This window comes from Pantoea sp. Mb-10 (genome assembly GCF_021272205.1).
In the GTDB taxonomy this organism is placed as follows: Bacteria; Pseudomonadota; Gammaproteobacteria; order Enterobacterales; family Enterobacteriaceae; genus Pantoea.
The window spans coordinates 76,069-101,790 of record NZ_JAJSDX010000008.1; the positions used below are offsets into that span (position 1 = coordinate 76,069).

Below are 25,722 nucleotides of genomic sequence, written 5' to 3' on the forward strand. Positions count from 1 at the left end.
CAAGTGACAGCGGGCATTTACTGGGAAATTAGCGCAAATTGCAGGTTATATGCTGGTTTGTGAAGCGCTAGCTACCTTTTTAGAGGAGGAAAGCGTCGACTTCATCTGTTGCTCATCCAGCTGACCGACCCATTTCGCCACCACCACGGTAGCCACGCCATTACCGACCAGGTTGGTCAGCGCACGCGCCTCTGACATAAAGCGGTCAATACCGAGAATCAGCGCCAAACCGGCCACCGGCAAGTGTCCGACGGCAGACAAGGTTGCCGCGAGAACGATGAAGCCGCTACCGGTCACGCCTGCAGCGCCTTTCGACGACAGCAGCAGCACCACCAGCAGGGTGATCTGATGGAAGATATCCATATGCGCATTGGTCGCTTGCGCAATAAATACCGCCGCCATGGTGAGGTAAATCGAGGTGCCGTCAAGGTTGAAGGAGTAACCGGTGGGGATCACCAGGCCAACAACCGATTTTTTACAGCCGAGCTTCTCCATTTTGTCCAGCATGCGCGGCAGTGCCGACTCAGAGGAAGACGTGCCCAGTACAATCAGCAGCTCTTCTTTGATGTAGCCGATAAATTTGAAGATGTTGAAGCCCGCCCAGCGCGCAATCGCTCCCAGTACAATCACCACAAACAGCACGCAGGTAATGTAGAAGCAGATAATCAACTGGCCCAGTTGCACCAGCGAACCTACGCCGTATTTACCGATGGTAAAGGCCATGGCGCCAAACGCACCGATCGGTGCAAGACGCATGATCATGTTGATCACGCCGAAAATGACTTTGGAGAAGCTTTCGATAACGTTGAACATCACGGTACCGGCACTGCCCAAACGGTGTAACGCAAAACCAAACAGAATGGCAAACAGCAGCACTTGCAGAATATTACCGCTGGCAAACGCGCCGATTACACTGTTCGGGATCACGTCCAGCAGGAACGCCACAACGCCTTGCTGTTCTGCCTGTTGGGCATAAACCGCGACGGCTTTGGCGTCCAGCGTCGCAGGATCGACGTTCATGCCCGCGCCAGGCTGAATGATATTAACCACTACCAGGCCGATGATCAGCGCAATGGTACTCACCACTTCAAAATAGAGCAGCGCCACCGCACCGGTGCGCCCAACGGCTTTCATGCTCTCCATGCCGGCAATACCGGTCACCACCGTACAGAAAATCACGGGGGCGATGATCATCTTGATCAACTTAACAAACCCATCTCCGAGCGGCTTCATTTGTGCGCCTAACTCAGGATAATAATGTCCCAACAGGACGCCGATGCCGATGGCAACCAGCACCTGGAAGTAGAGGCTTTTGAAAAGTTTCATAACAGGTGTCCAGGTAGAGACGGAATTCACCGCCATTATTAGGGAGAACGCATGCGGCAAGCCGCTTCAAAGCGTAAAACCTTACCGATTGCCGAAAAATAACACCCTGTTAACAGGATTAGTATCCCCTTACATTCCTTACAAAAGTTACAAAACTCTAAGTATGAACTGAAACGCTTCAGCTTTACGCGCAGCCAAAAATTCATTAGAAAAATCAATAAATCACGCAACTATTCAGGGTGGGACGGCTTCTCTAACCAGCGGGGAGTAAAGGCAGACAGTGGGAGCGCCTCCGCATACAAATAGCCCTGGCCAAGGGTGATGCCGCGCGCCAGTAGCCAGTCGCGCTGCTCTGCGGTTTCCACCCCTTCGGCAATCACTTCTAAATGAAGAATATCGGCGATGGCCGCCACGATGCGCACCATGGTGTCATCGTTCGGCAGTGCAGCGACAAAACTGCGATCCATCTTTAGCTTGTCTACCGGCAGCGCTTTAAACTGGTGCAAATAGTTAAGATTGGAATACCCCATGCCGAAATCGTCGAGCGCCACGGACACGCCCGTTTGCTGCAGCGAACGCAACAGCGACATAGCCTGCTCCGCGTCACCAATTTGCGCCGTTTCCGTAATTTCCAGGACCAAACTGCCGCGCGCAATGCCGTGCAGCGCCAGCAAGCCTTGTAAATGGCTGACCATGCTGACGTCACGCAGCTGCACCGCCGAGATATTGACACTGAGCGGCAAGGTGATGCCCTGCTTCTGCCACGCGGCGAGAATGCGACACGCTTCTTCAAACACCCAGCGGCCAATCGCGGCAATCACGCCGATCTCTTCCGCGCTGGCGATAAACTCTTCCGATAAGCCATAGCTGCCATCCGGCATGCGCATGCGCAGCAGCGCTTCCGCGCCGGCCAGCTCGCCGGTCTGCATATTGATTTGCGGCTGTAGAAACAGGGCAAACTGGCCGTCTTGCAAGCCTTGCAAAATGTCGTGCTCTTGGGTGAGGCGCTTCTGCGCGCGCTCGGTCAGCTGCGGATCGAAAAACAGAATCTGGTTCTTGCCCTGATGACGCGCCGACATCATCGCCGAGGTCGCGCGGTCCAACTGTTCGCTGGCACCGATCGCGTCGCTGTCGTACAGCGCCAGGCCCATGCTGGCATTGGGACGCAGCTGCAGCTGATGCAGCGTGACCGGCTGATTGATGCGCAGCATCAGGTTACGCGCCAGCCGCAGGGCGCGGAAAGGCGTGTGCGCACGCTTCATTAACAGCGCAAAATCGCTTGGCCCGGTCTGCGCAAGCAGCGTGTGGTCGTCCACGGTACTGCGAATTTTCTCGACCAGCGTCAGCATCAGCGTATCGCGCTGATCGTCGCTTAACACGCCATTGCCTTCCTGAAGCGTCTCAATGCGAATCACCATCACTCCCCACGGCTGGCGATGCTGATGGCGGATATGCTGATCAAGCAGCGCCAAAAACAGCGCGCGGTTGGGCAGATCGGTGACGGCAAAGTGCGTGGTCATGCGACTCATCTCATCATGAATCGACTCCAGCACCTGCTGATTGCGGTTGTAACTGCGGATCAGCATGCCGATTTCGTCATCACGGTGATTGGGCGGCAGCGTGAGTTTATGCGTCAAAATGGTGGACGGCGGCAGCGCCTGCAACTCGCGTGACACATGGCGCAGCGGATGCACAATTAATCGATTAATGCACCAGCTGATCGCGACTGACAAAATCAGCGCCAGCAGCAAATAGGTAGTGATCATGGTGGACAAGGTGCTGAGCAGGAACTGGTAAACGCGTGACGAGTCCGCCTGCAGCACCAAATACGCGATGGGCTTGGGCAAGCCGCGATGCTCCACCGAGTAGAGCGGCAAGGTAATTTGCACTGGCAGCTCAAACAGACGCGCGACCAGGCGTGGCACCGATTTTTCCGGCACGAAGTCGGCGTGCAGCGCCTGAAAGGCGTTCGGCAGCACCACATCCGCGCGCGATAATATACCGGCCGGTTTCAGGGTATTCAGGATATGTTCGGCCTGCGGAATATCGGCTTTCAGCACCGCTTCAGAGAGCGGCTGGCGCACGGTATGCGCGATATTCTCCATTTGCTGGGCGTAGTCGATTCTGCGCTGCTGCACAAAGTGAAAAAGCTGGATGACGATAAATACGCTGATGGTAATCAGCGCAACAGCGGAAACCGTGGCCATCTGCTTTATCGTTAAGGAACGACTAACGCGCAATTCAACCTCTCCTGGCTCAGTAACCTGTTCGATGAAAATCGCAGCAAGTATATCCCAGATCACACTTTTTTGGCGTCAGGATAAAGTCGAAAATAGCGGGTTCGCGCAAGATAATCCCTGACACGAGAGTGAGAGGCGCGGCGCGCGGCGACCCGCGAGGCCGCCGCGCGCCAAAAGGCATTATTGCGGGTAGGCGACCCAATCGCCGCCGTTCAGGCGTATCCAGGGTTTACCCTGATACATCATCACCACGGCGTTGTCGTTTTCTGACACCACGGGCGTTTGCGGCAGCTTGTCGGTCAGCACCGCCATATTGACGTTCGGGGCGTTGAATACCTGACCATCAACCACGCGTGAGATCAACTCCGACAGCGCCTGCAGGCTGGTCGGCGTATCAATCGTCAGCGGCTGTCCCTGATGCGGCGCTTTCATGCCCACAAACTTAATGCCGACCGGCACGTGCGTAATGTTCGGGCTGGGGATATCGCGCAAACCGGACATCTGCATTTTATCACCCTGCAGCGCCGCGCCGTGCTCCGGCACCACCAGCACCATCACGCGACGTCCCGATTTATCGAGATTAGTCAGGAAAGTATCCAGCTGATCAAACAAGACTTTTGCGCGTGGCTGCCACTCTGCGGTGCCGGTTTTGCCCAGTTCTCGGGTGCCGTCGTGCAGCGGAATCAGGTTATAGAAGGTAGCACTGCGCGCATCGCTGCTTTTGCTGCGATCGTCGAGCCAGCGCTGCATCAGTTGCCCATCATTAAACACCGGCGACCCATCAAACGAGGTCAGTTCGGGTGCAATGCCGGCCTGAGACATCAGCGGCGCCTGCATATTGCCGTCTTCGCGCAACTCTTTTAGGTAGTTACCGAACACCCCGGTGTGATCCATCATCAGCTCTTGCTTGAAGCCCAGTTTCGCCAGGTTATCAAACAGATAGCATTGCGCATCCGTGGGCTTGTACAAATCGCTGTGCGACGTTTGGCCGCAGCTGGCGCGCAGCAGGCGAATGCCCGCCGGTCCGCTGTAGCCCGTCGCCGAATTGTAGTTATTCAACATAATATCAAAGTGCTGCCACAACGGATGATTGCGCAGCTGGGCCACATCCATATCGGACCAGGAGAGCGAGCAGATATTAATGACTAAAATATCAAACGGCTGCGAATCCGCGGGCAGTGCTTCGGGGAAGTGCGTAACGCGCTTGCGCTCGCTGTCATAAAAGCGATTGAGCCAGGCAGTGAGATTGGCGCTGGTGGGCGGAGCAGATTGATCGAGCCCCTCCGGCACGCTGCCGGCCGCCGGTTTATTGGTGAGCGCAACCTGCGGCGTGGCGGCTTTTTCCGGCAGCAGGCTCATCGACGGGCCGGCAATCGTCAACACGTTTAGCCAGATCAGCGCCAGCGAAACCAGCACGGTAACGCGGATCCACTGTGACACAAACAGGTAGATCACCAGCAGCACGAAGCCTGCACCAATCATCTGCCAGTTAATAAAGCGCGCCGTGAGATCCAGCAGATAAGCCGGTGAAAATCCCGCGACCTGGCTGCCCTGGCTCATGATGGAGTTGAGGCCCGGTAGCCAAGTGTCGTGCCAAAACAGTGCGAAGCCAATCGGCAGCGAAAGCCAGTGGCGCAGGCGGTGCAGGCGGTATGATGGCAGCGGCAGCAGCAGCCACGCCAGAAACACAAGGTTACTCAGCGCATGAAAGTTAAGGTAGCCGTACCACAGCAGGGCAAATTTGATCAGGAAGTAAAGGTTCCAGCCGCCGAGACCGCGCCACAATGAACCGTTCAGCGTTGGAGGAGTAGATTGACTCATGGGGCTTTATTATCCGTTTTAGCTGTTTGACGTTGCCACTGCCCTTCTGATTTCAGCGCACGCGTCGGCAGCAAACGCAGCAGCAGGCTACTGCTGCTGTTGGGTAACCAGCGCACAAACCAGGATTTCAGAAACAGTAAAATGAGCATCAGCAGGATCGCCACCTGCACCCAATCCATTAGCGTCATTCGTGGCGAGCTCCATCAAGGTTAAGGGTCACAGGCTGCGGCGTTCGCGCCTCGCGCTCGGCAGGCGCAGTGACCGGGGAAAGCCTGGCCTGCTCAGATTCAACAGCCGCCTCACGCTGCGTAATTGGCGTCAGCTGTCGAATGTTCTGCACCTCGGCCAGAATCTGGTTGTCTTCAAACCAGACGATGCGATTACTAAACAGCTCGTCGTGCGGCAGCGAAAAAATCGATTTAAGCGCAATGTTCAAATCGTTGAAGCGGCACGACGAGAGGAACAGATAGATGCGATCGTTGATTTGCGTGACCAAATCACCGTAGCGACGTGGTTTACACAGCGTGAGGATCTGCACCGCTTTCAACTGTGGCACCGGGCGCAGCGCCACCAGCAAGCCCTTGTCATTTTCTGGCAGCAGCGTGTTGTTCATTAACTGCTGCACTGCACCACAGAACGCGGCCACCGGCAGATACCCTTTCTCTTGCAGCGGCTGCATCGCCTCAATCAGCGCCGACAGATTGGCGGGCACGTGCCGCGCAAATTGCTGCCCCTGAAGCCCTTCGAGCATGGTAAGCATGCGTGAGAGGCTGGCCGCCGTTGGAACAATCGCATTGACCCCACAGGCCAGCAGCAGTCGTTCATCGCTGTAGCGAAGACTGGTATTTTTTTCGCGAATAACGATTTTTAGCGCATTGCCACGTGAGCGGCGCAAACTGTGGACCATGTTCGCCAGAGCGCTGATATTTTGATTATGGGCCAGCGTAAAGATGACGGTGGCGGCATTGGCCTGCTGCGCACGCGCAAACACTGCTTCATTATCGCTAAACAGTTGCCACTGGCTGGAGAGGGGGGGCGCGCCCTCCAGCACATCGGCCTGTGCAAGGAAGTGCGTTTCGTCGTTAAGGCTCAGCGGTGTACTCTGCTCGGCTTCAAAGATGGCGCTAAATTGTTCCTCCGCGCAGCTTAGCCGCAGCGCGCGGTCAGCGAGCAATTTGTCGGCAGCGTACCACCAGTTAATTCGATATTGCCAACTGTCCTGCTGGAAATCTAAATGTGCCACGCCGTCAAGCTGACGAAAATAACGTTGAAGATGATTACGCAAGTGAATTATTGCTGTTCCTGACGTTATCATTAGCAGCGTCATTTGTTTTTTTAATAACAAACGCCGCATACCTTTAATCCACTTGGTCAGCTCATCCTGCGATAATTTACTCCACAACTCGGCATCGCTGTTAAAAATCACCAAGCCGTTACGCGGCGTCATTACGCGCGCAAAGTCGCGTTCAAAATGATGCAGGCTGCTTTTATTTGCGGGTAGGGAATAGAGAGGGATGCGCGACGGTCCGCTGGATGGATCGGGCGTTAATAGCTGCTGCGGCCTTTCCGCGGCGCTTACGAGTGTCGCCTGTTTTTGATGGCTAATGACCTGACGCAGCAGGACGCGCGCATCCTCTGGACGCTGGATAGACAGCCAATAAAAGCCTGGCGTTTGCAGGCTGATTAATTCCTGCTGAACCTGTTGCAAGCCGAGCGCATAGATATTTTTCATAAAGGATTCGCGTTCTTTACCGTCCAGGCTAGTTTAATATAGACGGCGTTAATTGGAACTGCTGAAATAAATAAAACCTGTGCTGTCTCAAATCATTTTGATTTCTGCATAGTGGCAGCATTTCATCGGGGTTAAACGTGTAACAGCGGCAACCCTCATTCCCGTTGCAGTTTTTTGGTGGCATAACGTAATGAAAACCGAAAATGCCTTTTCGCTGATCGCTGCGCCCAGTGAAGATCAGGATGACATTAGCGCACTGAGCGAAGCCTTTTCTATCAAGGCGTTTCACTATATTGATATCGCGCGCGAAGAACGCTTACAGCGCCTGTTATCGCGCTGGCCACTCCTGCAAGAAATACAGCACCAGCAGGAGAGTGAACGTTAATGGCCGTTATTGCCCTGCAGGGTCTGCGCGGCGGTGCCGGTGCGACATCCCTGAGCGCGGCATTGGGCTGGGCGTTCAACGCGCTGCAGGAATCGGTGCTGTTGATCGATCTTTCCCCTGCAAATCAACTCGCTGCACACTTTAACCTGCCGCTGAGCTCACCGCACGGCTGGGCTACTGCGCAGCTCAGCCAGCAGCCGTGGCAACAAGCCGCGCAGCGCTATCTACCGGGACTCGATTTTTTGCCGTTCGGCACGCTAAGTCATCAATCATCGTTAAGTATGTCCACTGTTGACGAACGCGCCGCCACATCGCTACTCCAGGCACTTCCGGCGCTGAAAAAACAGTATCAGTGGGTGATTCTCGACCTTCCGGCGGATCTCTTGCCGTGGCAGCAGGCGTTCCTGCCCGCCGTGGATCGCCTGCTGCAATTATTGACGCTGGATGCCAACTGCCAGCTGCGCCTGCAGCACGCCCGCTTTGCGTCGAATACGCTGTTCCTGATTAACCAGTTCAATGCCAACAGTCAGCTGCAGCAGGATCTGCATCAATTCTGGCTGCGTGCGCTGAAAAACCTTATTCCGCAGGTGATTCATCGCGACGAAGCATTGGCCGAAGCGCCCATGATGAAACAGCCGGTAGGCGAATACCGTCCGCACGCGCTGGTCAGCGAAGAGATCAACACCCTCGCGAACTGGCTGATGTTAAACGTCGCCGGAGGTGCGGCGTGAATCCGCTTCGCTGGTTGCTGATGCCGCAGGCGTGGCAGGCGTTGCAGCAGCGCGCCCACGCCGCGCGTCAGCACGGGGCTGGACGCCTGACCACCGCGCTCCACTTGCTGTGGTGCGTTTTGGCCTGGACGCTGTTGCGGTTGGAGACGCCCGCCTGGCAGCGTATTTTGCAGCAGCGTGCGCGCTATTATCCGCACATTTCGCCGCTGCGCCCGCGTCCGCTGGACCCCCTGCGCTATACGCTGCAAACGCTGTGGTTAATGCTGGTGCTGCCGCTCGACGCCAGCCCGCGCAGCGAGCGTCAACGCCTGAACGCCTTTGGCCCACTGTTCCGCTGGCGCCAGTGGTTTAACCAGTGGCTTGGTAAGCTCCCCGATCGCATTCTCCATACCGGCGTGCCCGAACGGGCAGAACGCCAGCTGCAGCGTCTGCCGCGCCGCGTGCGTCAGGCGGGGTTTATTGTGGTGTCGCTGTTCACCGCCCTGCTCGCGCTGCTGTGTGTATCACAGCCGTTTACCATTGCGACGCAATTTGTGTTTGTGCTGCTGCTGTGGGGCCTGGCGATGCTGGTGCGTCGCGTACCGGGCCGCTTCTCCACCATGATGCTGATTGTGCTGTCGCTCACCGTCTCGTGCCGCTACCTGTGGTGGCGCTATACCGAAACGCTGAACTGGGACGATCCGCTGAGCCTGATCTTTGGCCTGCTGCTCATTGGCGCCGAAACCTATGCATGGACCGTATTAGTGCTGGGCTATTTCCAGACGCTTTGGCCGCTGAATCGCCAGCCAGTCTCCATGCCGCCCGAGATCACCACATGGCCTACGGTGGATATCCTGATCCCAACCTACAACGAGCCCATGAGCGTGGTAAAACCCACCGTCTATGCCGCGCTGGGTATCGACTGGCCGCGGGACAAGATCAACATATATATTCTCGACGACGGCACCCGCGATGCCTTCCGCGAGTTTGCCGCCAGCGTCGGCGTGCATTATGTCGTACGTGCTACGCATGAACATGCCAAAGCGGGCAACATCAACCACGCGCTGAAAAGCGTCTGCCGCAGTGAATTTGTCGCCATTTTTGACTGCGACCATGTGCCAACGCGCTCCTTCCTGCAGCTGACCATGGGCTGGTTCCTGAAAGACCCACGCCTGGCGATGCTGCAAACGCCGCACCACTTTTTCTCGCCCGATCCGTTTGAGCGCAACCTTGGCCGCTTCCGTCAAACGCCCAATGAGGGTTCGCTGTTCTACGGCCTGGTGCAGGACGGTAACGACACGTGGGATGCGGCCTTCTTCTGCGGCTCCTGCGCTATCTTGCGCCGCACGGCCATCGATGAAATCGGGGGTATTGCGGTTGAAACCGTTACGGAAGATGCGCACACCTCGCTGCGCCTGCACCGCAAAGGCTATACCTCCGCCTATATTCGCATTCCACAGGCAGCAGGGCTGGCAACCGAAAGTTTATCCGCGCACATTGGTCAGCGTATTCGCTGGGCGCGCGGCATGGTGCAAATCTTCCGGTTGGACAACCCACTGTTTGGCAAAGGGCTTAAGCTGGTTCAGCGCCTCTGCTACGCCAACGCCATGTTGCACTTCCTTGCCGGTATTCCGCGACTGATCTTTTTGCTGGCGCCGTTGGCGTTTCTGCTGTTTCACGCGTACATCATTTACGCGCCCGCGCTGGCGATCGCCATCTACGTGCTGCCGCACATGCTGCACACCAGCATGACCAACTCCCGCATTCAGGGGCGCTGGCGTCACTCGTTCTGGAGTGAAGTGTATGAGACCGTGCTGGCGTGGTACATCGCACGGCCCACCACGGTGGCGCTGTTTAATCCGCACAAAGGCAAATTCAACGTCACCGCCAAAGGCGGTTTGGTCGAGGCGCGCCATCTCGATTGGGTCATCACCAAGCCCTACATGATGCTGGTCCTGCTTAATGTCGCAGGCGTCATTATGGCGTTCTGGCGCATGGCTTATGGGCCTGCCAATGAAATCCTGACGATCTGGGTCAGTTTGGTTTGGGTGATTTACAACATGATCATCCTCGGCGGCGCCGTGGCGGTTTCGGTGGAAGCGCGGCAAATTCGTGAGGCGCATCGCGTGGAAATCGCTATGCCTGCGGCGCTGGCGCGTCAGGATGGTCATATGGTGCCGTGCACGCTGCGTGACTACTCCGACGGTGGCGTGGGCGTCGAGCTGCGTGAAGCCGGTGCGCTGAAAGAGAATGAGTCCGTTTGGTTGCTGCTCCGGCGCGGTCAGCAGGAATTCAGCTTCCCGTGTCAGGTTCAACGCGTGTTTGGCCGCCGCGCCGGGATCCGCTTACACCAGCTCACCACACGCCAGCACATTGAATTTATCCAGTGCACCTTTGCCCGCGCCGATACGTGGGCGCTGTGGCAGGACGGCTTCCCGGAAGACAAACCGGTGCAGAGCCTCGCCGACATTATGGTGCTGGGATTTAAAGGTTATCTGCGCCTCGCTGAATATGGCCCGGCCCCGCTGCGCAAGCTGTTCCGCGGACTGACGGCGTTTTCGGGCTGGCTGGCCAGCTTATTGCCCAAGGGCGTGACGCGACAGCCTGCCGCGCCTAAAACCGATTTTTCATAAATTGATGATATGACCATGACAAGAAAATTGAGCTGGTTCACTGCCCTGCTGCTGGGCACCACAACGCTGGTCCAAGCCGCGCTGCCCTCCCTGACGCCCGATGCGATGCGCTCCGACGCGCAGACCGCGCAGCCGGCGGCCAGTCAACCGCTCGACAGTTCGGCTCCCCTGCGCGACAGCCAGCTGCCGTTTGCGCAGGTTGCCCCGCCGCCTGGCAGCATGACACTGCGCGGCACGCAAAACACCAATCAAATTGAGTTTGGCGTGCGCAGTGACGAGGTGGTCACCCGCGCGCAGCTCACGCTGAACTATCGCCCTTCCCCGGCGCTGTTGCCTACGCTTTCTCAGCTTAAGGTGTACCTCAACGATGAGCTGGTGGGTCTGGTGACGATCACCGCCGATCAGTTAGGCAAAGAGAACCAAACTGAGCTCACGCTGGATCCCCGCTTCATCAGCGACTTCAACCGCGTGCGGCTGGAGCTGGTGGGCCACTACGCGAATGTCTGTGAAAATCCGACCAATACCACCATCTGGCTGGACATCGGCAAACAGAGCGCGCTCGATTTGACCTTACAAAAGCTGCCGCTGAAAAACGATCTGTCACACTTCCCGGAGCCGTTCTTTGACGCACGTGACAACCGTCCTTTGCAGCTGCCGATGGTGTTTAGCCAACCACCAAGCCTGCAACAGCAGCGCGCCGCCGGTATTCTGGCCTCGTGGTTCGGCAGCAAAGCGCAGTGGCGCGGACAGACCTTCCCGGTGCTGTTCAACCAGCTGCCCACCGGCCAGCATGCAGTGGTGTTTGCCACCAACGACCATCGCCCGGACTTTCTTAAAACGCTGCCGCCGGTAGAGAAACCGACGATTGAGATGGTCAGCCAGCCAGACAATCCGTATGAGAAAATGCTGCTGGTGCTCGGCCGCGATGACAACGATCTGCTCACCGCCGTGCAGGGCATTGCCCAAGGCGAACTGCTGCTGCGCGGCGATACCGCCACCGTGGACAGCGTGAAACAGCTGGCGGCGCGTCAGCCTTACGATGCACCAAACTGGGTTCGCACCGATCGCCGCACGCGCTTTGGCGAACTGACGCAATATCAAAACCAGCTGCAGGCCGACGGCGTACAACTTAATCCGCTTAGCATCACCATGAACCTGCCGCCCGATCTGTTCCTGGTGCGCGCGCGCGGCATCGATATGGATCTGAGCTATCGCTACACCTCGCCCAATCAGGCGGACGGTTCGCGCCTGGCGGTTTACCTGAATAATCAGTTCCTGCAGGACTATCCGCTGACGTCAAAAAGTACCGTCGGACAGCAGCTGATGCGCATTCCCCTGTTGCAAAGCGTGCAGGACAGCAGCCGCGAATTGACGATCCCGGCGCTGCGCCTCGGCGCGGTGAACCAGCTGCGCTTTGACTTTGACTACGCCAACACCATTATCGGCGGCACCGCCGACGGGCGCTGCGAAACGGTTACGCCGGTAAACCACCATGCGGTGATCGACGAAAATTCCAGCATCGATTTCTCTGGCTATCGCCACTATATCGAGATGCCGTCGCTCAACGCCTTCGCCAACGCGGGCTTCCCCTATAGCCGCTACGCCGATCTCGCCCAGACGCTGGTGCTGGTGCAGCCGAACCCCAACAGCGGTGAAGTCAGCACGCTGCTGAATACGCTGGGCACCATCGGCGCACAAACCGGCTACCCGGCGCTGCGCGTGCAGGTGAGCGACGACTGGAATCAAGCCAAAAACAGCGATGCCGATCTGCTGATGATTGGCCGCCTGCCGGATGCCCTGCGTGACGATAGCCGCCTTAATCTGCTGATTGAAGGCACGCGCAGCTGGCTTAATACGCCGACCCGCGCCGTCGCAGCATCTATGCCTACCGAGGGCAGCCGCGATGGGGCGGTGGCCAGTCAAACCGGCATCAGTTCGCGCGGCCCCATCGGGGCAATGGTGGGCTTCCAGTCACCGTTCCACGATCAGCGCAGTGTGATTGCGCTGATGGCTGACAGCCCGCGCGGCTGGGAACTGCTGAACGCGGCCATGCTTGACAGCGGTAAACGCGCCGCGATCTTCGGTGCGGTCTCCGTTGTGCGCGAATCCGGCGTCAGCAGCGTGCGCGTGGGCGACACGTATTACGTTGGGCATCTGCCGTGGTGGGAGCGCGTATGGACCCTGCTGGCGACGCATCCGGTGTGGCTGGCGCTGTTTGCCGTCGCGGTGGTGATTCTGTTTGCCCTGATGACCTGGCGTCTGATGCGCATCGTGACGCGCCGTCGTCTCGCCGGGCAGGATGACGATGAATAAGCTACGCGCGTTGCGGATGGGCATGGCACTGGGCAGCAGCCTGATGGGGCTGCCGATCGCCCTTGCCGCTGAGCCCGCGCCGCAGGTGTCACCGGTGGCGTGGCTGCTGATGCAGGTTCGTACCGGTGAATCCACCAACAAATATGACCTGGTGCAGCAGTCGCTCTATCGGCTGGAAAAGATGGACCCGGATAACCCTCAGGTGCAGGCGGCACAGATTCGTATGGCGCTGCGCCAGGGCGACGTGGCGCGCGCGCAATCGCTGTTGGCGAAACTGAAACAGGCAGCGCCCGAGGATGCCGCCACGCGCGAATCGGAGACGGCGCTGCGCCTGACAAGCGATGCGGGACGCCAGCAGCTGCAGGAGGCGCGCCTGCTGGCCACCGCCGGACATGTCGTGGAGGCCAAAGCGGCGTGGGACGCGCTGTTCAATGGTGTATTCCCGGACGTTAACAGCGCCCTGGAATACTGGCGGCTGGTGGCGCGTCTGCCGGGCCAGCAGCCTCTCGCCTATCAGCAGCTTCAGGCGCTGGAGCAGCGCTATCCCGGCAACATTGGCGTTGAGCTGCAGCTGGCGCGCATGGCCTTCGACAACAATCAGCCTGACGCCGCCGTAACGCAGCTGCGCCAGCTGGCGAACCGCGACGGCGGCCGTGACGCGGCTGCCGAGCTGTGGCTCCAGCAGATACAAAATCAGCCGGTCAGCGCCAGCAGCGTTGCGAGCCTTCAGCGCTACCTGCAGGTCTTCACCAGCGGCGATCCGCAGACGCGCGGTCAGGATGAGCTGGCGCGCCAGCAAAAACTGCTCGCCGACCCGGCGTATCAGGCGCGTATGCGCGGCCTGTCGCTGGTGGATGCCGGCGGCGGCGCAGAGGCAATTGCCAGCTTGAACGCCGCGCTCAAAGATAACCCCAACGATGCCGAATTAATGGGCGCAATGGGCCAGGCGCAGGCGCGCGCGAATAACCGTGCGGCGGCTGTCAGCTGGCTGGAAAAGGCCATCCAGGCCGGACAGGCCAGTACGCAGGTCGGCAAGTGGCAGTCGCTGCTGCAAACCAATCGCTACTGGCTCGCGATTAATGCGGGCGACGAAGCCTTGAAAAAAGGCGATGCGGCGGGTGCGGAGCAGCAATACCGGCGCGCGCAGGCGCTCGATAATCGTGATAGCTGGGCGCTAATTGGCTTGGGCGATGTGGCGCAGGCGCGTCACAACAGCGCCGAGGCAGCGCGCTGGTGGCAACAGGCGCTGCGCCTGGAGCCCGACAACAGCACCGCCCAGCGTCGGCTCAGCGATATGCGCGTCAGCGCGCTGCTGGCCGAGGCCGATGCGCTGGCCCAGCAGGGCCTGTGGCCGCAAGCCGTGGAGAAATACCGCCAGGCCGCGCAAGCCACGCCCGATGATATCTGGCTGGCTTATCGTCTGGCGGGGGCGCTGCGCAACAGCGGCGCAGAAGCTCAGGGCGCGCAAACCCTGCAAACCATGGCGGATCGACATTCGCAGGATCCGGCGGCATTTTACGCGTGGGCGCTGTGGCTGGCGTCGGGCGACCGTAATGACGACGCGCTGGCAGTCCTCCATCGTCTACCCGACGCGCGCTGGGATGCCGACATGCGCGCCCTGGCGCAGCGCTTAAGCGCAGACAAAGTCTTTGCCCGCGCGGATGCCCTGCGCGAACAAGGCAACGAGGCCGCCGCCGTGGCCCTGCTACAGCAGCAGCAGCCGTCACCACGGCGCGACATCACGCTGGCCGATTGGGCACTGGCGCGCGGTGACGCCTCTGCGGCGCTGGCCGGGTATCAACACGTGCTGCAACAGGATGCGCCAAATGCCGACGCAGCGCTGGGGCGCATCGAGGCGTTGATTGCCCTGCAGCGTCTTGCCGAGGCGCGCCAGGCGCTGGAAACACTGCCCGCCGCGGTGGCACAGCAAAGCCTCAACCGTGGCCGCCGCGTAGCGCTGGCGTGGCAAAACAGCGGCGAACGCGCACAGGCGCAGCAGCTGTTTGACACGCTCAAGCGTCGCGCCGCCACAGAGCCGCCTTCACAGGGCAAGGCGCTGGTATTCCGCGATGCCGCCAGGCTGGAAACCCAGCGCCAGCAGCCGGACGCGGCGCGGCAAGATTACGCCGACGCCATGGCGGCCAGTGGCATCAGCCGCACGGCGCCCACGGACAACGACAGCTACACGCGTCTAACGCGCAATGACATCGCCGATGACTGGCTCAAACGCAGCATCCGCAGCGACGCCGCCGATCTCTATCGCCAGCAGGACACCACGCTGACGCTGGAGCAGGATTACTCGCGTAACAAAGGCACCGGCGGCACCTCTGATTTTACCGCCCACACCACGATGCTGCAGGCCGAAACGCCGCTGGCCGATGGACGCAGCTTTGTGCGCCTCGATCGCGTTCAGCTGTCAGCGGGCACCTTCGCCACCACGGACGGCGGCAACACCGCGCAGTTTGGCAGCTGTAACGATGCCAATTCGGGCGGATGCAGCCGCGATCTCACCCAGCGCCAGCAAGGGATCGCGCTGGGTGCAGGCTGGCAAAATAGCCGCTGGTCGGGTGATATCGGCACCACGCCGCTGGGTTTTGCCGTCACAAACTGGGTCGGCGGCGTGAGTTGGAAAACGGATGTGCGCGATGTTGGCGTCACGCTTAGCGCTTCACGGCGCCCCATCTCCAGCTCGCTGCTGGCCTACGCAGGCGCGCGCGATCCGTCAGCAAACGGCGGTAAGACCTGGGGCGGCGTGGTCGCAACCGGCGGCGCAATTGGCCTGAGTTACGATACCGGCGGCGCGCACGGCGTCTGGGCCGATATCAGCGCGCATCAAATCACCGGTGAAAACGTGGCGGATAACAGCCGTGAACGGCTGATGGCGGGCTATTACTACAAGCTGCTCAACGAGGATAACCGCCGCGCCACCGTGGGCCTCAACAGCATGCTGTGGCATTACCAAAAAGATTTAAGCGACTACACCTTTGGCCAAGGCGGTTATTACAGTCCGCAGCGCTACCTGTCGCTCTCCGTGCCGGTGACCTACCGCCAGCGCACCGAAAATTGGTCATTCGACCTCGGCGGTTCGCTCTCCTGGTCGCAGTCCCATACGCAGGGCCAGCAGCGCTATCCGGTGAATCCGGGCTTTACGCTGGCGTCGAATCCCACGTCATCCAGCAGTTCCGGTCGCGGTTTCGGCTATACCCTGCAAGCGCTGATCGAGCGTCGCGTCACCGCGCACTGGTCTGTCGGGCTGGCCATGGATATTCAGCAGGCGAAGGATTACACCCCAAGCCACGGCTTGCTTTACCTGCGTTATTCGATGGCCGGATGGGAAGGCGATCTGGATATGCCGCCGCAGCCGCTGGAGCCCTACGCGAATTTTAAATAAAGAGCGTGGGCCAGGGCGCAGGCCGTTCGCTGCGGGAGTCCGGCCCGCAGAGCCGGTGATTTGTGAGCGGGGCCCGGCCCGCTATGCCGGCATGGCTATGAGCGGGTTCCGCCCGCTAACCCTGCGGCAGTTTCATCCGCCCCGCTGCGGCGTACGGGCAAAGGGCCGATTCTGAGCGGGGTCCAGCCCGCTATGCCGGTCTTTACTGAACCCTGAGCGGGTTCCGCCCGCTAACCCTGCGGCAGTTTCATCCGCCCCGCTGCGGCGTACGGGCAAAGGGCCGATGGGCGCGGCCCTTTGCAATCCGCGCCCTGCGCCAGCCTCCGCTGTTCCCTCACTCCGCCGCAACGGCCTCACGGACCGCGCGGATTCGCCATCCCTGGCTCATTCCGCCCTCTCAGCGGCATCCCTGCCGCTTCGTCCTGGCCGTCACGCTCCGTTCGGCGCTCCGGATGGCGCTCCAAACCCCGCCTTTAAGAGTCTTTTCTGTTTTTTTGTCTGGTGTTGTCTGGGTGGCTGCTGACCGGTTTGCCAAGACAGCGGCTGGCGGAAAAAGACAGAAGACAAAAGGTTTCTGGTGAACACCGCGCGGGCGGGATGGTACTTAAAAGTCTTACCGCCACGCAGTGACCTTAAAAGGCGAAAAAACACGTAAAGAAGGGTTTTGCTTAACGCCGCGCGGTATGAATGCACCTTAAAAAATCTTCCCGCCGCGCGGCGGCTGCGAAAAAAATCATGGCGTGCAGCGGGGGGTGTGAAGCGCCATCCCCACTCGCTGAACGACTGAAGGCTTCCAGGACGAGCGGCATGGATGCCGCGAGAGGCGGCGTTGAGCAGGAGCGAATCGACGCCGGTCCGTCAGGAAGGCTGAGGGAGTGAAGGCACCGCGCAGCGGCGAGTGGGGCTGGCGCAGGGCCGGGGAGTGCAGAGGGCGCGGCCTGGCGCCCTCTGCTCGGTCGCCGCAACGCGGCAAAGGCACCTGCCGGTGCCATGGCGAACGAAAGAGGCACCGTGCCGCTGCCTGCGGCAAAAGCATCTGCCAGTGCCATTGGCGAACGAAAGAGGCACCGTGCCGCTGCCTGCGGCAAAAGCACCTGCCAGTGCCATGGCGAACGAAAGAGGCACCGTGCCGCTGCCTGCGGCTAATTTTCCTGATACGCCATCCACGTCAGCAACTGCAGGCTGGCGGAAAAATAGTCCTGATCCGGCGTCAGGCGATCGCTGAGATACCCGCTCTCACTCAACACCAGATCCCTGACCGCCAGCAATCCCCCGCTCAGCGGATAGGGCGCAACCGTGTTCTTGAGCACATCAAACCAGGCGGGCGTGTTGTCACGGCCATATCCCTGCCACAGCTGCTGGAACGGTGCCAGCTGGGGGCTGCGCGGATCGTACCACCAGACATTCAACGGCACGCGAATCGCATCGTAGCTGAAGCGGCTGGAATAGTCGGCAGCCGGCGAAATCGTGCCATCGGCGTTCAGTGCCACCCAATCCAGCGGCAGATGGGTTTTACCGAACTGCATTTTACCCAGCAGCGCCATGCCATCTGCGATCAGCCGGTTCCATTCGCGCGGCTGGCCGTGTTCGGCGAACGCTTGCCACGCGGCAAACAGGAAATAGGAGGGGTTGAGCACCACATAGTCGGTTTTATTGAAGCCCTGCGCACCCGGCAGCATGACCCGATACCCGGCGTAAGTCGTCACGTTATGCGCCAGGATGGCGCGTTGAATCGCATCAGAGGCCGCCTGATACTCTCCGCCCCACTGCCGTGCTGCACGCTGCAGCGCCCAGGCAATCAGCACATCGCCGTCGGAAGCGTTGTTCTTATCCGCTACGGGATCGGCAGCCTCTGGCGTATAGCGCCAGTAAAATAGCCCGTTATCCGCATTACGCAGATGCGTGCGCATCCACTGCCACAGCAAATCAAAGGTGGGACGATCGTGATTGGCGACGGCCAGCAGCATCCCGTAGCCCTGTCCTTCGGTATGACTAACGTTGTGGTTAGCGGTATCAATAATGCGGCCATCCGGCTGTAAAAAGCGGCTTTTATAGCTGCTCCAGCCGTCCGCCAGCGCGTGGGCACTCATGCACATCATCATGAAACCGAGCATCCATTGACACCCGAAGCGCATCATCTTCATTGCAGCATCCTATTGATTAACCGTGCGTCAGGGGACGCAGCGTATGGCCGTGACGTTCTTGAAATATACAACAGGAGAGAAGATCGCGGTTTCCTCAGCGTATCGCAATAAAAAAGGCTCCCGCAGGAGCCTTTCGCTGTGTTTGACGCCCGATTAGCGCATCGGCAATCCCTGGTTTTCGTCCTGATCCACGGCAAAACAGGCGATCTGCTGTTCGCCGTACTGCTGCAATTTTGGCTGCAGCTGAACGCAGGTGCCGAAACGACGGCGGCAGCGCGCGTTAAACGCACAGCCTGGCGGCGGATTCAACGGACTTGGTAACTCGCCCGTGAGTTTAATGCGTTCGCGACGGTCGTCCGGATTCAGGCGAGGCGTGGCTGACAGCAGCGCCTGCGTATACGGATGGCGTGGATTGCTGAAAATCGCCTCTTTGCTGCCTTTTTCTACGCAGCGACCGAGATACATCACCATCACTTCATCCGCAATGTGCTCCACCACCGAGAGATCGTGTGAAATAAACACATAGGACAAGCCCAAGTCCTGCTGCAAGTCCATCATCAGGTTAAGCACCTGCGCCCGCACCGACACATCGAGCGCAGAAACCGGTTCGTCAGCAATCAGCACGTCCGGATCGAGCATCAGGCCGCGCGCAATCGCGATACGCTGACGCTGTCCGCCCGAGAACATGTGCGGGTAGCGATCGTAATGCTCGGTTTTCAGGCCCACCTTCGCCATCATCTCCAGCGTTTTTTCGCGGCGTTCGGCTTTGCTTAAGGTGGTATTGATCACCAGCGGCTCTTCCAGGATCTGGCTGATTTTCTTGCGTGGATTCAGTGAACCGTAGGGGTTCTGAAACACGATCTGAATTTTCTGGCGACGCAGCTTCTGCGCCTGGGGATCGTGCTTGAGCAGATCCTGACCGTGCCAGTAAAGCTGGCCTTCGGTTGGCGTTTCAATCATGGTCAGCAGGCGGCCAAGGGTGGACTTACCACAGCCGGATTCGCCAACCACCGCCAGCGTTTTACCGCGCTCAAGGTTAAAGGAGACGCCATCCAGCGCTTTAACCAGACGCTCTTGGCCAAACAGGCCTTTCTTCACCGGGTAGTGTTTTTTCAGGTCAATCGCCTGCAGCAGGTAATTCTGCTGTGTAGTATCAAGACTCATAGGTGGGTCTCCCGGCATCATCCAGTGGGAAATGACATTTAGACTGACGCCCTGGAATGTCGCGCAGTTCAGGCTCTTCAGTACGGCAGCGATCGGTCACGTAGGGGCAGCGCGGATTGAGTAAGCAGCCGGATGGACGATCGTATTTGCCCGGCACCACGCCCGGCAGCGAGGCCAGTCGCGCCTTGTCTACCGCGAACTCCGGCAGCGCACGCAGCAGCGCTTGGGTATACGGATGGCGCGGCGCTTTAAAAATATCGACCGCTTTGCCACTCTCTACCACCTGTCCGGCGTACATCACAATGATGTGCTGTGCCGCTTCCGCGACCAGCGCCAAATCGTGCGTGATCAGAATCAGCGCCATGTTCTCCTGCTTTTGGAGCTCCAGCAGCAGTTCGATGATTTGCGCCTGAATGGTCACGTCCAGCGCCGTGGTAGGTTCATCGGCAATCAGCAATTTGGGCTTGCACGCGATGGCCATGGCGATCATCACGCGCTGGCTCATGCCGCCCGAAAGCTGGTGCGGATACACATCCAGACGCGAAGCGGGATCGGGAATACCAACCTGATCCAGCAGGTCGATGGCACGCTGTCGACGCGTACGCTTGTTACCGCCCTGATGCACCTTAAGCGCTTCCATGATCTGGAAGCCCACGGTATAGCAGGGGTTCAGGCTGGTCATGGGATCCTGGAAAATCATCGCCACTTCCGCCCCCACCAGCTGGCGGCGCTCTTTTTCAGAGACGGTTTGCAAGTCGCGATCGGAGAACAGCAGTTTTTCCGCCTTCACCCGACCGGGATAATCAATCAGCCCCATCAACGCCAGGGAACTCACCGACTTACCGGAGCCGGATTCGCCCACGATACCCAGCACTTGTCCCTGCTCAACGCGATAACTGATGCGGTCCACCGCACGGAACGGTGCTTTTTCGTCGCCGAAGTGCACCGACAATTTTTCTACATTTAATAACGCCATCTCGGTGCCTCTTTACTGCTTGAGTTTCGGGTCAAGGGCATCACGTAAGCCATCGCCCATGAGGTTAAATGCCAGAACCGTGAGAAGAATGACCAATCCGGGGAAGGTCACAACCCACCAGGCACTTTGCGCATATTGCAGCACGTCGGAGAGCATGGTGCCCCACTCCGGCGTCGGCGGCTGCGCCCCCATACCGAGAAAGCCCAACGCCGCCATATCCAGAATGGCGTTGGAGAAACCTAAGGACGCCTGCACGATCAGCGGTGCCAGGCAGTTAGGCAGGATATTCACGAACATCTGACGCAGCGTGCCCGCGCCCGCGACGCTGGATGCCGTCACGTAGTCGCGATTCACTTCCACCAGCACGGCGGCGCGCGTCAGGCGAATATAGTGCGGCAGCGCCACGAAGGTCAGCGCCAGCGAGGCGTTCACAATCGACGGGCCAAAGATCGCCACCAGCACCAGCGCCAACAGCAGGCTTGGCAGCGCCAGCATGATGTCCACTAAACGCATGATGGTGGCATCCACGGCGCCACCGAGATAGCCGGCCATCAGGCCAAAAACGATGCCGAGGATCAGCGACAGCACCACCACTAAACAGCCCACCAGCAGCGACAAGCGGGCGCCAAACATCAGGCGCGACAGGATGTCACGGCCCACGTCATCAGTGCCGAGGATATAGCTCCAGCTGCCGCCCTCTTGCCAGACCGGCGGATGCAGCAGCGCGTCGCGGAACTGCTCCGCAGGGCCGTGCGGGGCCACAAGATCGGCAAAGATGGCAATCAGCAGCATCACAACGATGTAAACCAGGCCGATAACCGCGCCTTTGTTACGTTTAAAATAGTGCCAGAATTCCTGCAGAGGGGTCATCGGCTTGGGTGCAGCGCTTACGCTTGCGGGATCGACAGCAGACATGATTCCCCCTTATTTCTTATGACGAATGCGCGGATTCACCACGCCATACAGCAGATCAACCAGCAGGTTGACCACGATAATCATGACCGCCACCAGCAGCACGCCGCCCTGCACCACCGGATAGTCACGGCGCTGCAGCGCTTCAATCAGCCAGCGACCCAGTCCCGGCCAGGAGAAGATGGTCTCCGTGAGGATGGCGCCAGCCAACAGCGTACCTACCTGCAAACCGATCACCGTGACCACCGGCAGCATGGCGTTACGCAGCGCGTGCACCACAATCACGCGCATGCGCGTTAAGCCTTTGGCGCGTGCGGTACGGATATAGTCTTCTCCCAACACTTCCAGCATCGCCGAACGCGTCATACGGACAATCACCGCAAGCGGAATAGTTCCCAGCACGATGGCGGGCAGGATCATGTGCATCACCGCGTCTTTAAAATCGCCGGGCTCGCCCCATAGCAGGGTATCGATCAGCATAAAGCCGGTAAGCGGATGGCTGTCGTCCAGAAAGATCGCATCACTGACGCGGCCGGACACCGGCGTTAAGTTAAGCTGCACGGACACCAGCATGATCAGCATGATGCCCCACCAGAAAATGGGCATAGAATAACCCGTCAGCGAGATGCCGACGGCGGTGTGATCAAACACGGAGCCGCGCTTAACCGCCGCCAGCACGCCGACCGGAATCCCCACGGCAACGGCAAACAGCATGGCGCAAATACCCAACTCCAGCGTGGCTTTAAAGCGCGGAACAAACTCGTCCCACACCGGGATACGGCTCTTGAGTGAAATCCCCAGATCGCCGTGCAGTACCCCGTTGATATAGGTGATGTACTGCTTCCACATCGGCTGGTCGAGGCCAAACTGCGCCATCAGCTGAGCGTGACGCTCGGGCGAAATACCGCGTTCGCCTGCCATGATGAGCACCGGATCGCCGGGAATCAAATGGACGAACGCAAAGGTCAGAAGGGTGATACCGATAAACGTTGGGATGACAAGGCCCAGACGTCGAAGTATGAATTGCAGCATAAGCCGGATTCTCAGTCATTTCCCCGCGCGTTAGCCGGGGACTACATTGCTCACAACACGCAACCGGCGCAGCCGGACGCGACGCAAGAAGCGCTTCAATAAAAACAAGCCGGAAAAAAAGGGCGGAACACGGGCAACAAAGGTGTCGCCCGAGGGCCAGCAACGCTGGCCCTGACCGCGATGATCCGAAAGGTTATTCCTGAATATCGACGTTTTCGAAGTGATGTTTGCCTAATGGATCAACCACATAACCACTCACTTTCTTACTCACTGGCTCATACACGGTTGAGTGCGCGATGATCAGCGCAGGCGCCTGATCGTGCATGACCACCTGAGCCTGCTTATAGAGCGCAATGCGTTTGTTGTGATCGGATTCAGCACGGGCTGGCTGAATCAAATCTTCAAACGGCTTGTAGCACCAGCGTGAGTAGTTGGAACCGTCTTTAGCCGCCGCGCAGCTAAACAGCGTAGCGAAGAAGTTGTCTGGATCCCCATTATCACCGGTCCAGCCCATCATCACGGTCTGGTGTTCGCCAGCTTTGGCACGCTTGAGGTATTCACCCCACTCGTAGGTGACGATTTTGGCTTTCACGCCAATCTTCGCCCAGTCAGCCTGGACCATCTCAGCCATACGGCGTGCGTTCGGGTTGTAAGGACGCTGGACCGGCATCGCCCACAGGTCGATAGAGAAGCCGTCAGCCATGCCCGCTTCTTTCAACAACGCTTTGGCCTTCTCAGGATCGTAAGCGTAGTCTTTAACCTCGTCGTTGTAGCCCCACATGGTCGGTGGAATCAGGTTCTTCGCCGCCTGACCCGCCCCCTGATAAACCGCATCAATGATGGCTTGCTTGTTCACTGCCATGGTCAGTGCCTGACGCACTTTGACGTTATCCAGCGGTTTTTTCTCGGTATTGAACGACAAATAACCGACATTCAGGCCTGGCTGTTCCATCAGGTTAATTTTGCTGTCTTTCTTCATGCTGGCGATATCAGCCGGATTCGGATACGGCATCACCTGGCACTCGCCTTTCTGCATCTTGGCATAGCGCACGGACGCATCAGGCGTGATGGAGAACACCAGACGATCGATCTTCGGCTTGGTGCCCCAGAAATCCGGGTTCGCTTTGTACAGAATGCGGGAATCTTTTTGATACTGCTGCAACACGAATGGACCGGTACCGACGGGATTGAGATCCAGTTTCTCCGGCGTGCCCGCTTTCAGCATGTTATCGGCATACTCTTTCGAGAGGATAGAGGCGAAGTCCATACCGAGGTCAGCCAGGAACGGGGCTTCTGAACGGGTCAGCGTAAAGCGCACGGTGTTGTCGTCCACTTTTTCGATTTTGGCGATCAGCTTCGGCATATCCATGCCTTCGAAGTATTCGTAGCTGCCACCGGAAACACCGTGGTACTTGTTGTTTTTGTCGAGCTGGCGCTCAAAGGAGAACACGACGTCGTCAGCGTTAAAGGTGCGCGTGGGCTTAAAATCTTTGGTGGTCTGCCACTTCACGCCTTTACGCAGATGGAAGGTATACGTTTTTCCATCTTCGCTAACGTCCCATTTTTCAGCCAGGCCAGGCTGCAGCTCAGTGGTGCCCGTTTTGAATTCAACCAAACGGTTGTAGATCGGCACGGAGCTGGCATCGTACGTGGTGCCAGAGGTAAAGAGCTGCGGGTTAAAGCCTTCCGGCGAACCTTCAGAACAATAAACGAGGGTTTTCGCCTGGACGCCGGCGGCAACGGTCAAAGCAATCAGGCTGAGACCGACCTTCAGCATCCTGGATTTAGCCAGGGAGTTAATCATGTTTTGCTCCATTGTGATGTGATGTTGTGTGCGTCGCCCGACCTCTGATTTTTTTATGCGGTTCGGGCTGGTCAGTACTACGGTCACGCCATATTACGGCGACCAAATGTGAGCGGTATTGAGGATTGCGCTGATACCGGGGGATCGATCAAACGCGGCCGTCTCTCATCGTATTGAGGCATCAATTTGTCAACAGTTGCAAAGAACGTCAATACAAGGTGGGGTTATTTACACAGAGTGTGAGAAAGTGCAAGCAACGATAAAAAACAGTGTTAGCGCTTAAAGCCGAAATTTAAAAAGGTGATAAAGCGCGCAACACCGCGCAATTATCTGGCTATCAGCCTTATCTTTAGTGATTTGCATCGTTAAAAAACCTGCAAAATGATTCGATAAATGTTGATTATCTGAACGATTGACCGTGCGTTATCACGTTCAGGCAGCGGAAAATGCTGGCTTTATGGCATAAGAAATCAGCAAAAAGCAAAAAGCGGTCATAAGCAGACTGCGCTGCGAAATAAGCAGGACTTATTGATGCAGCAAGGGATGACCCGCTGAAAGTGAGAATAATGGTCGGTAAGCAGGCTTTCAGGAATGTAACCGCTGAATATAAGAGTTTGCGTCTTTACGGTGCGATCGCCAGGCATGCTTTCGCATGACGGTGTGAACGCGCCGCGTTAATACTCACGATTGCGCGCAGTGATGCGTACACGGATTACTCTTTCTTATGCGAAGGCGCGGTTTAACGCGCTGCGTTTAAGCCACCACTCGCAATAAAAAAAGCCTGCTTTTTCAAGCAGGCTTTTCGAATAGGGTCGGCGAGAGAGGATGACGCTTACCGTTGGTAAGCGCCCTTCGGGCCGCTGCTGGCGCAGCGTTGTCTCGCTACGCTCGGCGCAAACCTCCTTCGGAGGTTCTCATCCTCTTTGTAGCGCACGAACGAAAAAAGCCTGCTTTTTCAAGCAGGCTTTTCGAATATGGTCGGCGAGAGAGGATTCGAACCTCCGACCCACTGGTCCCAAACCAGTTGCGCTACCAAGCTGCGCTACTCGCCGATGGGGGCGAATATTACTTCTGCGGATTTAGAGCGTCAATCTCTTTTCGGCGAATTCCCGCTAATCGAGTGAAAAGCAGGCAACGCC

The 25,722-nt window shown here is 58.3% G+C and carries 16 protein-coding genes, 1 tRNA gene and 1 other RNA gene; 5 read left to right on the forward strand and 13 right to left on the reverse strand.

Translation table 11 applies throughout. The features are described 5' to 3' along the window. Nucleotides 1-45: 45 nt before the first annotated feature. The 5 genes from LU196_RS16755 to bcsE all read right to left on the reverse strand — a co-directional run bounded on the left by LU196_RS16755 (nucleotide 46) and on the right by bcsE (nucleotide 7,119). Nucleotides 46-1,326 carry a dicarboxylate/amino acid:cation symporter gene (locus LU196_RS16755; RefSeq protein WP_232760653.1) on the reverse strand — a complete coding sequence of 427 codons (1,281 nt, stop codon included), beginning with the start codon at nucleotides 1,324-1,326 and terminating at the stop codon, nucleotides 46-48. Nucleotides 1,327-1,556: 230 nt separating this feature from the next. Next, nucleotides 1,557-3,566: a biofilm formation regulator HmsP gene (gene hmsP, locus LU196_RS16760; protein WP_232760654.1), complete on the reverse strand. Its 2,010-nt coding sequence runs from the start codon at nucleotides 3,564-3,566 to the stop codon at nucleotides 1,557-1,559. A 180-nt stretch (nucleotides 3,567-3,746) separates the two neighbouring features. Next, nucleotides 3,747-5,387: a cellulose biosynthesis protein BcsG gene (gene bcsG / locus LU196_RS16765; RefSeq protein ID WP_232760655.1), complete on the reverse strand. Its 1,641-nt coding sequence runs from the start codon at nucleotides 5,385-5,387 to the stop codon at nucleotides 3,747-3,749. Next, nucleotides 5,384-5,575: a cellulose biosynthesis protein BcsF gene (gene bcsF / locus LU196_RS16770; protein ID WP_232760656.1), complete on the reverse strand. Its 192-nt coding sequence runs from the start codon at nucleotides 5,573-5,575 to the stop codon at nucleotides 5,384-5,386. The genes bcsG and bcsF overlap by 4 nt, the downstream gene beginning before the upstream one ends. Further along, a complete protein-coding gene (bcsE, locus tag LU196_RS16775; RefSeq protein WP_232760657.1) occupies nucleotides 5,572-7,119 on the reverse strand; it encodes a cellulose biosynthesis protein BcsE in 1,548 nt (515 codons plus the stop codon). The genes bcsF and bcsE overlap by 4 nt, the downstream gene beginning before the upstream one ends. Nucleotides 7,120-7,309: 190 nt before the next feature. Here bcsE and bcsR point away from each other — a divergent pair, with 190 nt between their 5' ends. The 5 genes from bcsR to bcsC are packed head-to-tail and all read left to right on the forward strand — an operon-like array spanning nucleotide 7,310 to nucleotide 16,551. Further along, nucleotides 7,310-7,504: a cellulose biosynthesis protein BcsR gene (gene bcsR, locus LU196_RS16780; protein WP_232760658.1), complete on the forward strand. Its 195-nt coding sequence runs from the start codon at nucleotides 7,310-7,312 to the stop codon at nucleotides 7,502-7,504. After that, entirely contained in the window at nucleotides 7,504-8,235 is a 732-nt protein-coding gene (gene bcsQ, locus LU196_RS16785; protein WP_232760659.1) for a cellulose biosynthesis protein BcsQ, read from the forward strand. The genes bcsR and bcsQ overlap by 1 nt, the downstream gene beginning before the upstream one ends. Further along, complete coding sequence (gene bcsA / locus LU196_RS16790; RefSeq protein ID WP_232760660.1) at nucleotides 8,232-10,847, forward strand: UDP-forming cellulose synthase catalytic subunit; 2,616 nt, start codon at nucleotides 8,232-8,234, stop codon at nucleotides 10,845-10,847. The genes bcsQ and bcsA overlap by 4 nt, the downstream gene beginning before the upstream one ends. A 15-nt stretch (nucleotides 10,848-10,862) precedes the next feature. Continuing rightward, entirely contained in the window at nucleotides 10,863-13,160 is a 2,298-nt protein-coding gene (bcsB, locus tag LU196_RS16795) for a cellulose biosynthesis cyclic di-GMP-binding regulatory protein BcsB (RefSeq protein WP_232760661.1), read from the forward strand. Then, nucleotides 13,153-16,551: a cellulose synthase complex outer membrane protein BcsC gene (gene bcsC, locus LU196_RS16800; protein ID WP_232760662.1), complete on the forward strand. Its 3,399-nt coding sequence runs from the start codon at nucleotides 13,153-13,155 to the stop codon at nucleotides 16,549-16,551. Before bcsB ends, bcsC begins: the two co-directional genes overlap by 8 nt. Nucleotides 16,552-17,693: 1,142 nt before the next feature. On the opposite strand, the gene LU196_RS16805 is transcribed toward bcsC, so the two are convergent. The 8 genes from LU196_RS16805 to LU196_RS16840 all read right to left on the reverse strand — a co-directional run bounded on the left by LU196_RS16805 (nucleotide 17,694) and on the right by LU196_RS16840 (nucleotide 25,635). Beyond that, nucleotides 17,694-18,695, reverse strand: coding sequence for a glycosyl hydrolase family 8 (locus LU196_RS16805; RefSeq protein ID WP_370641015.1), 1,002 nt, complete (start codon nucleotides 18,693-18,695; stop codon nucleotides 17,694-17,696). Between the two features lie 153 nt (nucleotides 18,696-18,848). Further along, on the reverse strand, nucleotides 18,849-19,859 hold the full coding sequence (dppF, locus tag LU196_RS16810; protein ID WP_232760663.1) for a dipeptide ABC transporter ATP-binding subunit DppF: 1,011 nt from the start codon (nucleotides 19,857-19,859) through the stop codon (nucleotides 18,849-18,851). Further along, a complete protein-coding gene (gene dppD, locus LU196_RS16815) occupies nucleotides 19,849-20,835 on the reverse strand; it encodes a dipeptide ABC transporter ATP-binding protein (RefSeq protein WP_232760664.1) in 987 nt (328 codons plus the stop codon). The genes dppF and dppD overlap by 11 nt, the downstream gene beginning before the upstream one ends. 12 nt (nucleotides 20,836-20,847) lie before the next feature. Beyond that, entirely contained in the window at nucleotides 20,848-21,750 is a 903-nt protein-coding gene (gene dppC / locus LU196_RS16820; RefSeq protein ID WP_232760665.1) for a dipeptide ABC transporter permease DppC, read from the reverse strand. A 9-nt stretch (nucleotides 21,751-21,759) separates the two neighbouring features. After that, entirely contained in the window at nucleotides 21,760-22,779 is a 1,020-nt protein-coding gene (gene dppB, locus LU196_RS16825) for a dipeptide ABC transporter permease DppB (RefSeq protein ID WP_232760666.1), read from the reverse strand. 193 nt (nucleotides 22,780-22,972) lie between these two features. Then, nucleotides 22,973-24,583 carry a dipeptide ABC transporter periplasmic-binding protein DppA gene (gene dppA, locus LU196_RS16830; protein WP_232760667.1) on the reverse strand — a complete coding sequence of 537 codons (1,611 nt, stop codon included), beginning with the start codon at nucleotides 24,581-24,583 and terminating at the stop codon, nucleotides 22,973-22,975. A gap of 809 nt (nucleotides 24,584-25,392) precedes the next feature. Beyond that, nucleotides 25,393-25,522, reverse strand: a non-coding RNA gene (locus LU196_RS16835) — RtT sRNA. Between the two features lie 36 nt (nucleotides 25,523-25,558). Further along, nucleotides 25,559-25,635, reverse strand: a tRNA-Pro gene (locus tag LU196_RS16840). Between the last annotated feature and the right edge of the window lie 87 nt (nucleotides 25,636-25,722).

Coding starts and splice junctions, on each gene's coding strand:
- bcsG (WP_232760655.1), bottom strand. CDS start 5,387: ATGAGTCAATCTACTCCTCCAACGCTGAACGGTTCATTGTGGCGCGGT.
- dppF (WP_232760663.1), bottom strand. CDS start 19,859: ATGAGTCTTGATACTACACAGCAGAATTACCTGCTGCAGGCGATTGAC.
- bcsF (WP_232760656.1), bottom strand. CDS start 5,575: ATGACGCTAATGGATTGGGTGCAGGTGGCGATCCTGCTGATGCTCATT.
- bcsR (WP_232760658.1), top strand. CDS start 7,310: ATGAAAACCGAAAATGCCTTTTCGCTGATCGCTGCGCCCAGTGAAGAT.
- bcsQ (WP_232760659.1), top strand. CDS start 7,504: ATGGCCGTTATTGCCCTGCAGGGTCTGCGCGGCGGTGCCGGTGCGACA.
- dppB (WP_232760666.1), bottom strand. CDS start 22,779: ATGCTGCAATTCATACTTCGACGTCTGGGCCTTGTCATCCCAACGTTT.
- bcsB (WP_232760661.1), top strand. CDS start 10,863: ATGACAAGAAAATTGAGCTGGTTCACTGCCCTGCTGCTGGGCACCACA.
- dppA (WP_232760667.1), bottom strand. CDS start 24,583: ATGATTAACTCCCTGGCTAAATCCAGGATGCTGAAGGTCGGTCTCAGC.
- LU196_RS16805 (WP_370641015.1), bottom strand. CDS start 18,695: ATGAAGATGATGCGCTTCGGGTGTCAATGGATGCTCGGTTTCATGATG.
- LU196_RS16755 (WP_232760653.1), bottom strand. CDS start 1,326: ATGAAACTTTTCAAAAGCCTCTACTTCCAGGTGCTGGTTGCCATCGGC.
- dppC (WP_232760665.1), bottom strand. CDS start 21,750: ATGTCTGCTGTCGATCCCGCAAGCGTAAGCGCTGCACCCAAGCCGATG.
- dppD (WP_232760664.1), bottom strand. CDS start 20,835: ATGGCGTTATTAAATGTAGAAAAATTGTCGGTGCACTTCGGCGACGAA.
- bcsE (WP_232760657.1), bottom strand. CDS start 7,119: ATGAAAAATATCTATGCGCTCGGCTTGCAACAGGTTCAGCAGGAATTA.
- bcsC (WP_232760662.1), top strand. CDS start 13,153: ATGAATAAGCTACGCGCGTTGCGGATGGGCATGGCACTGGGCAGCAGC.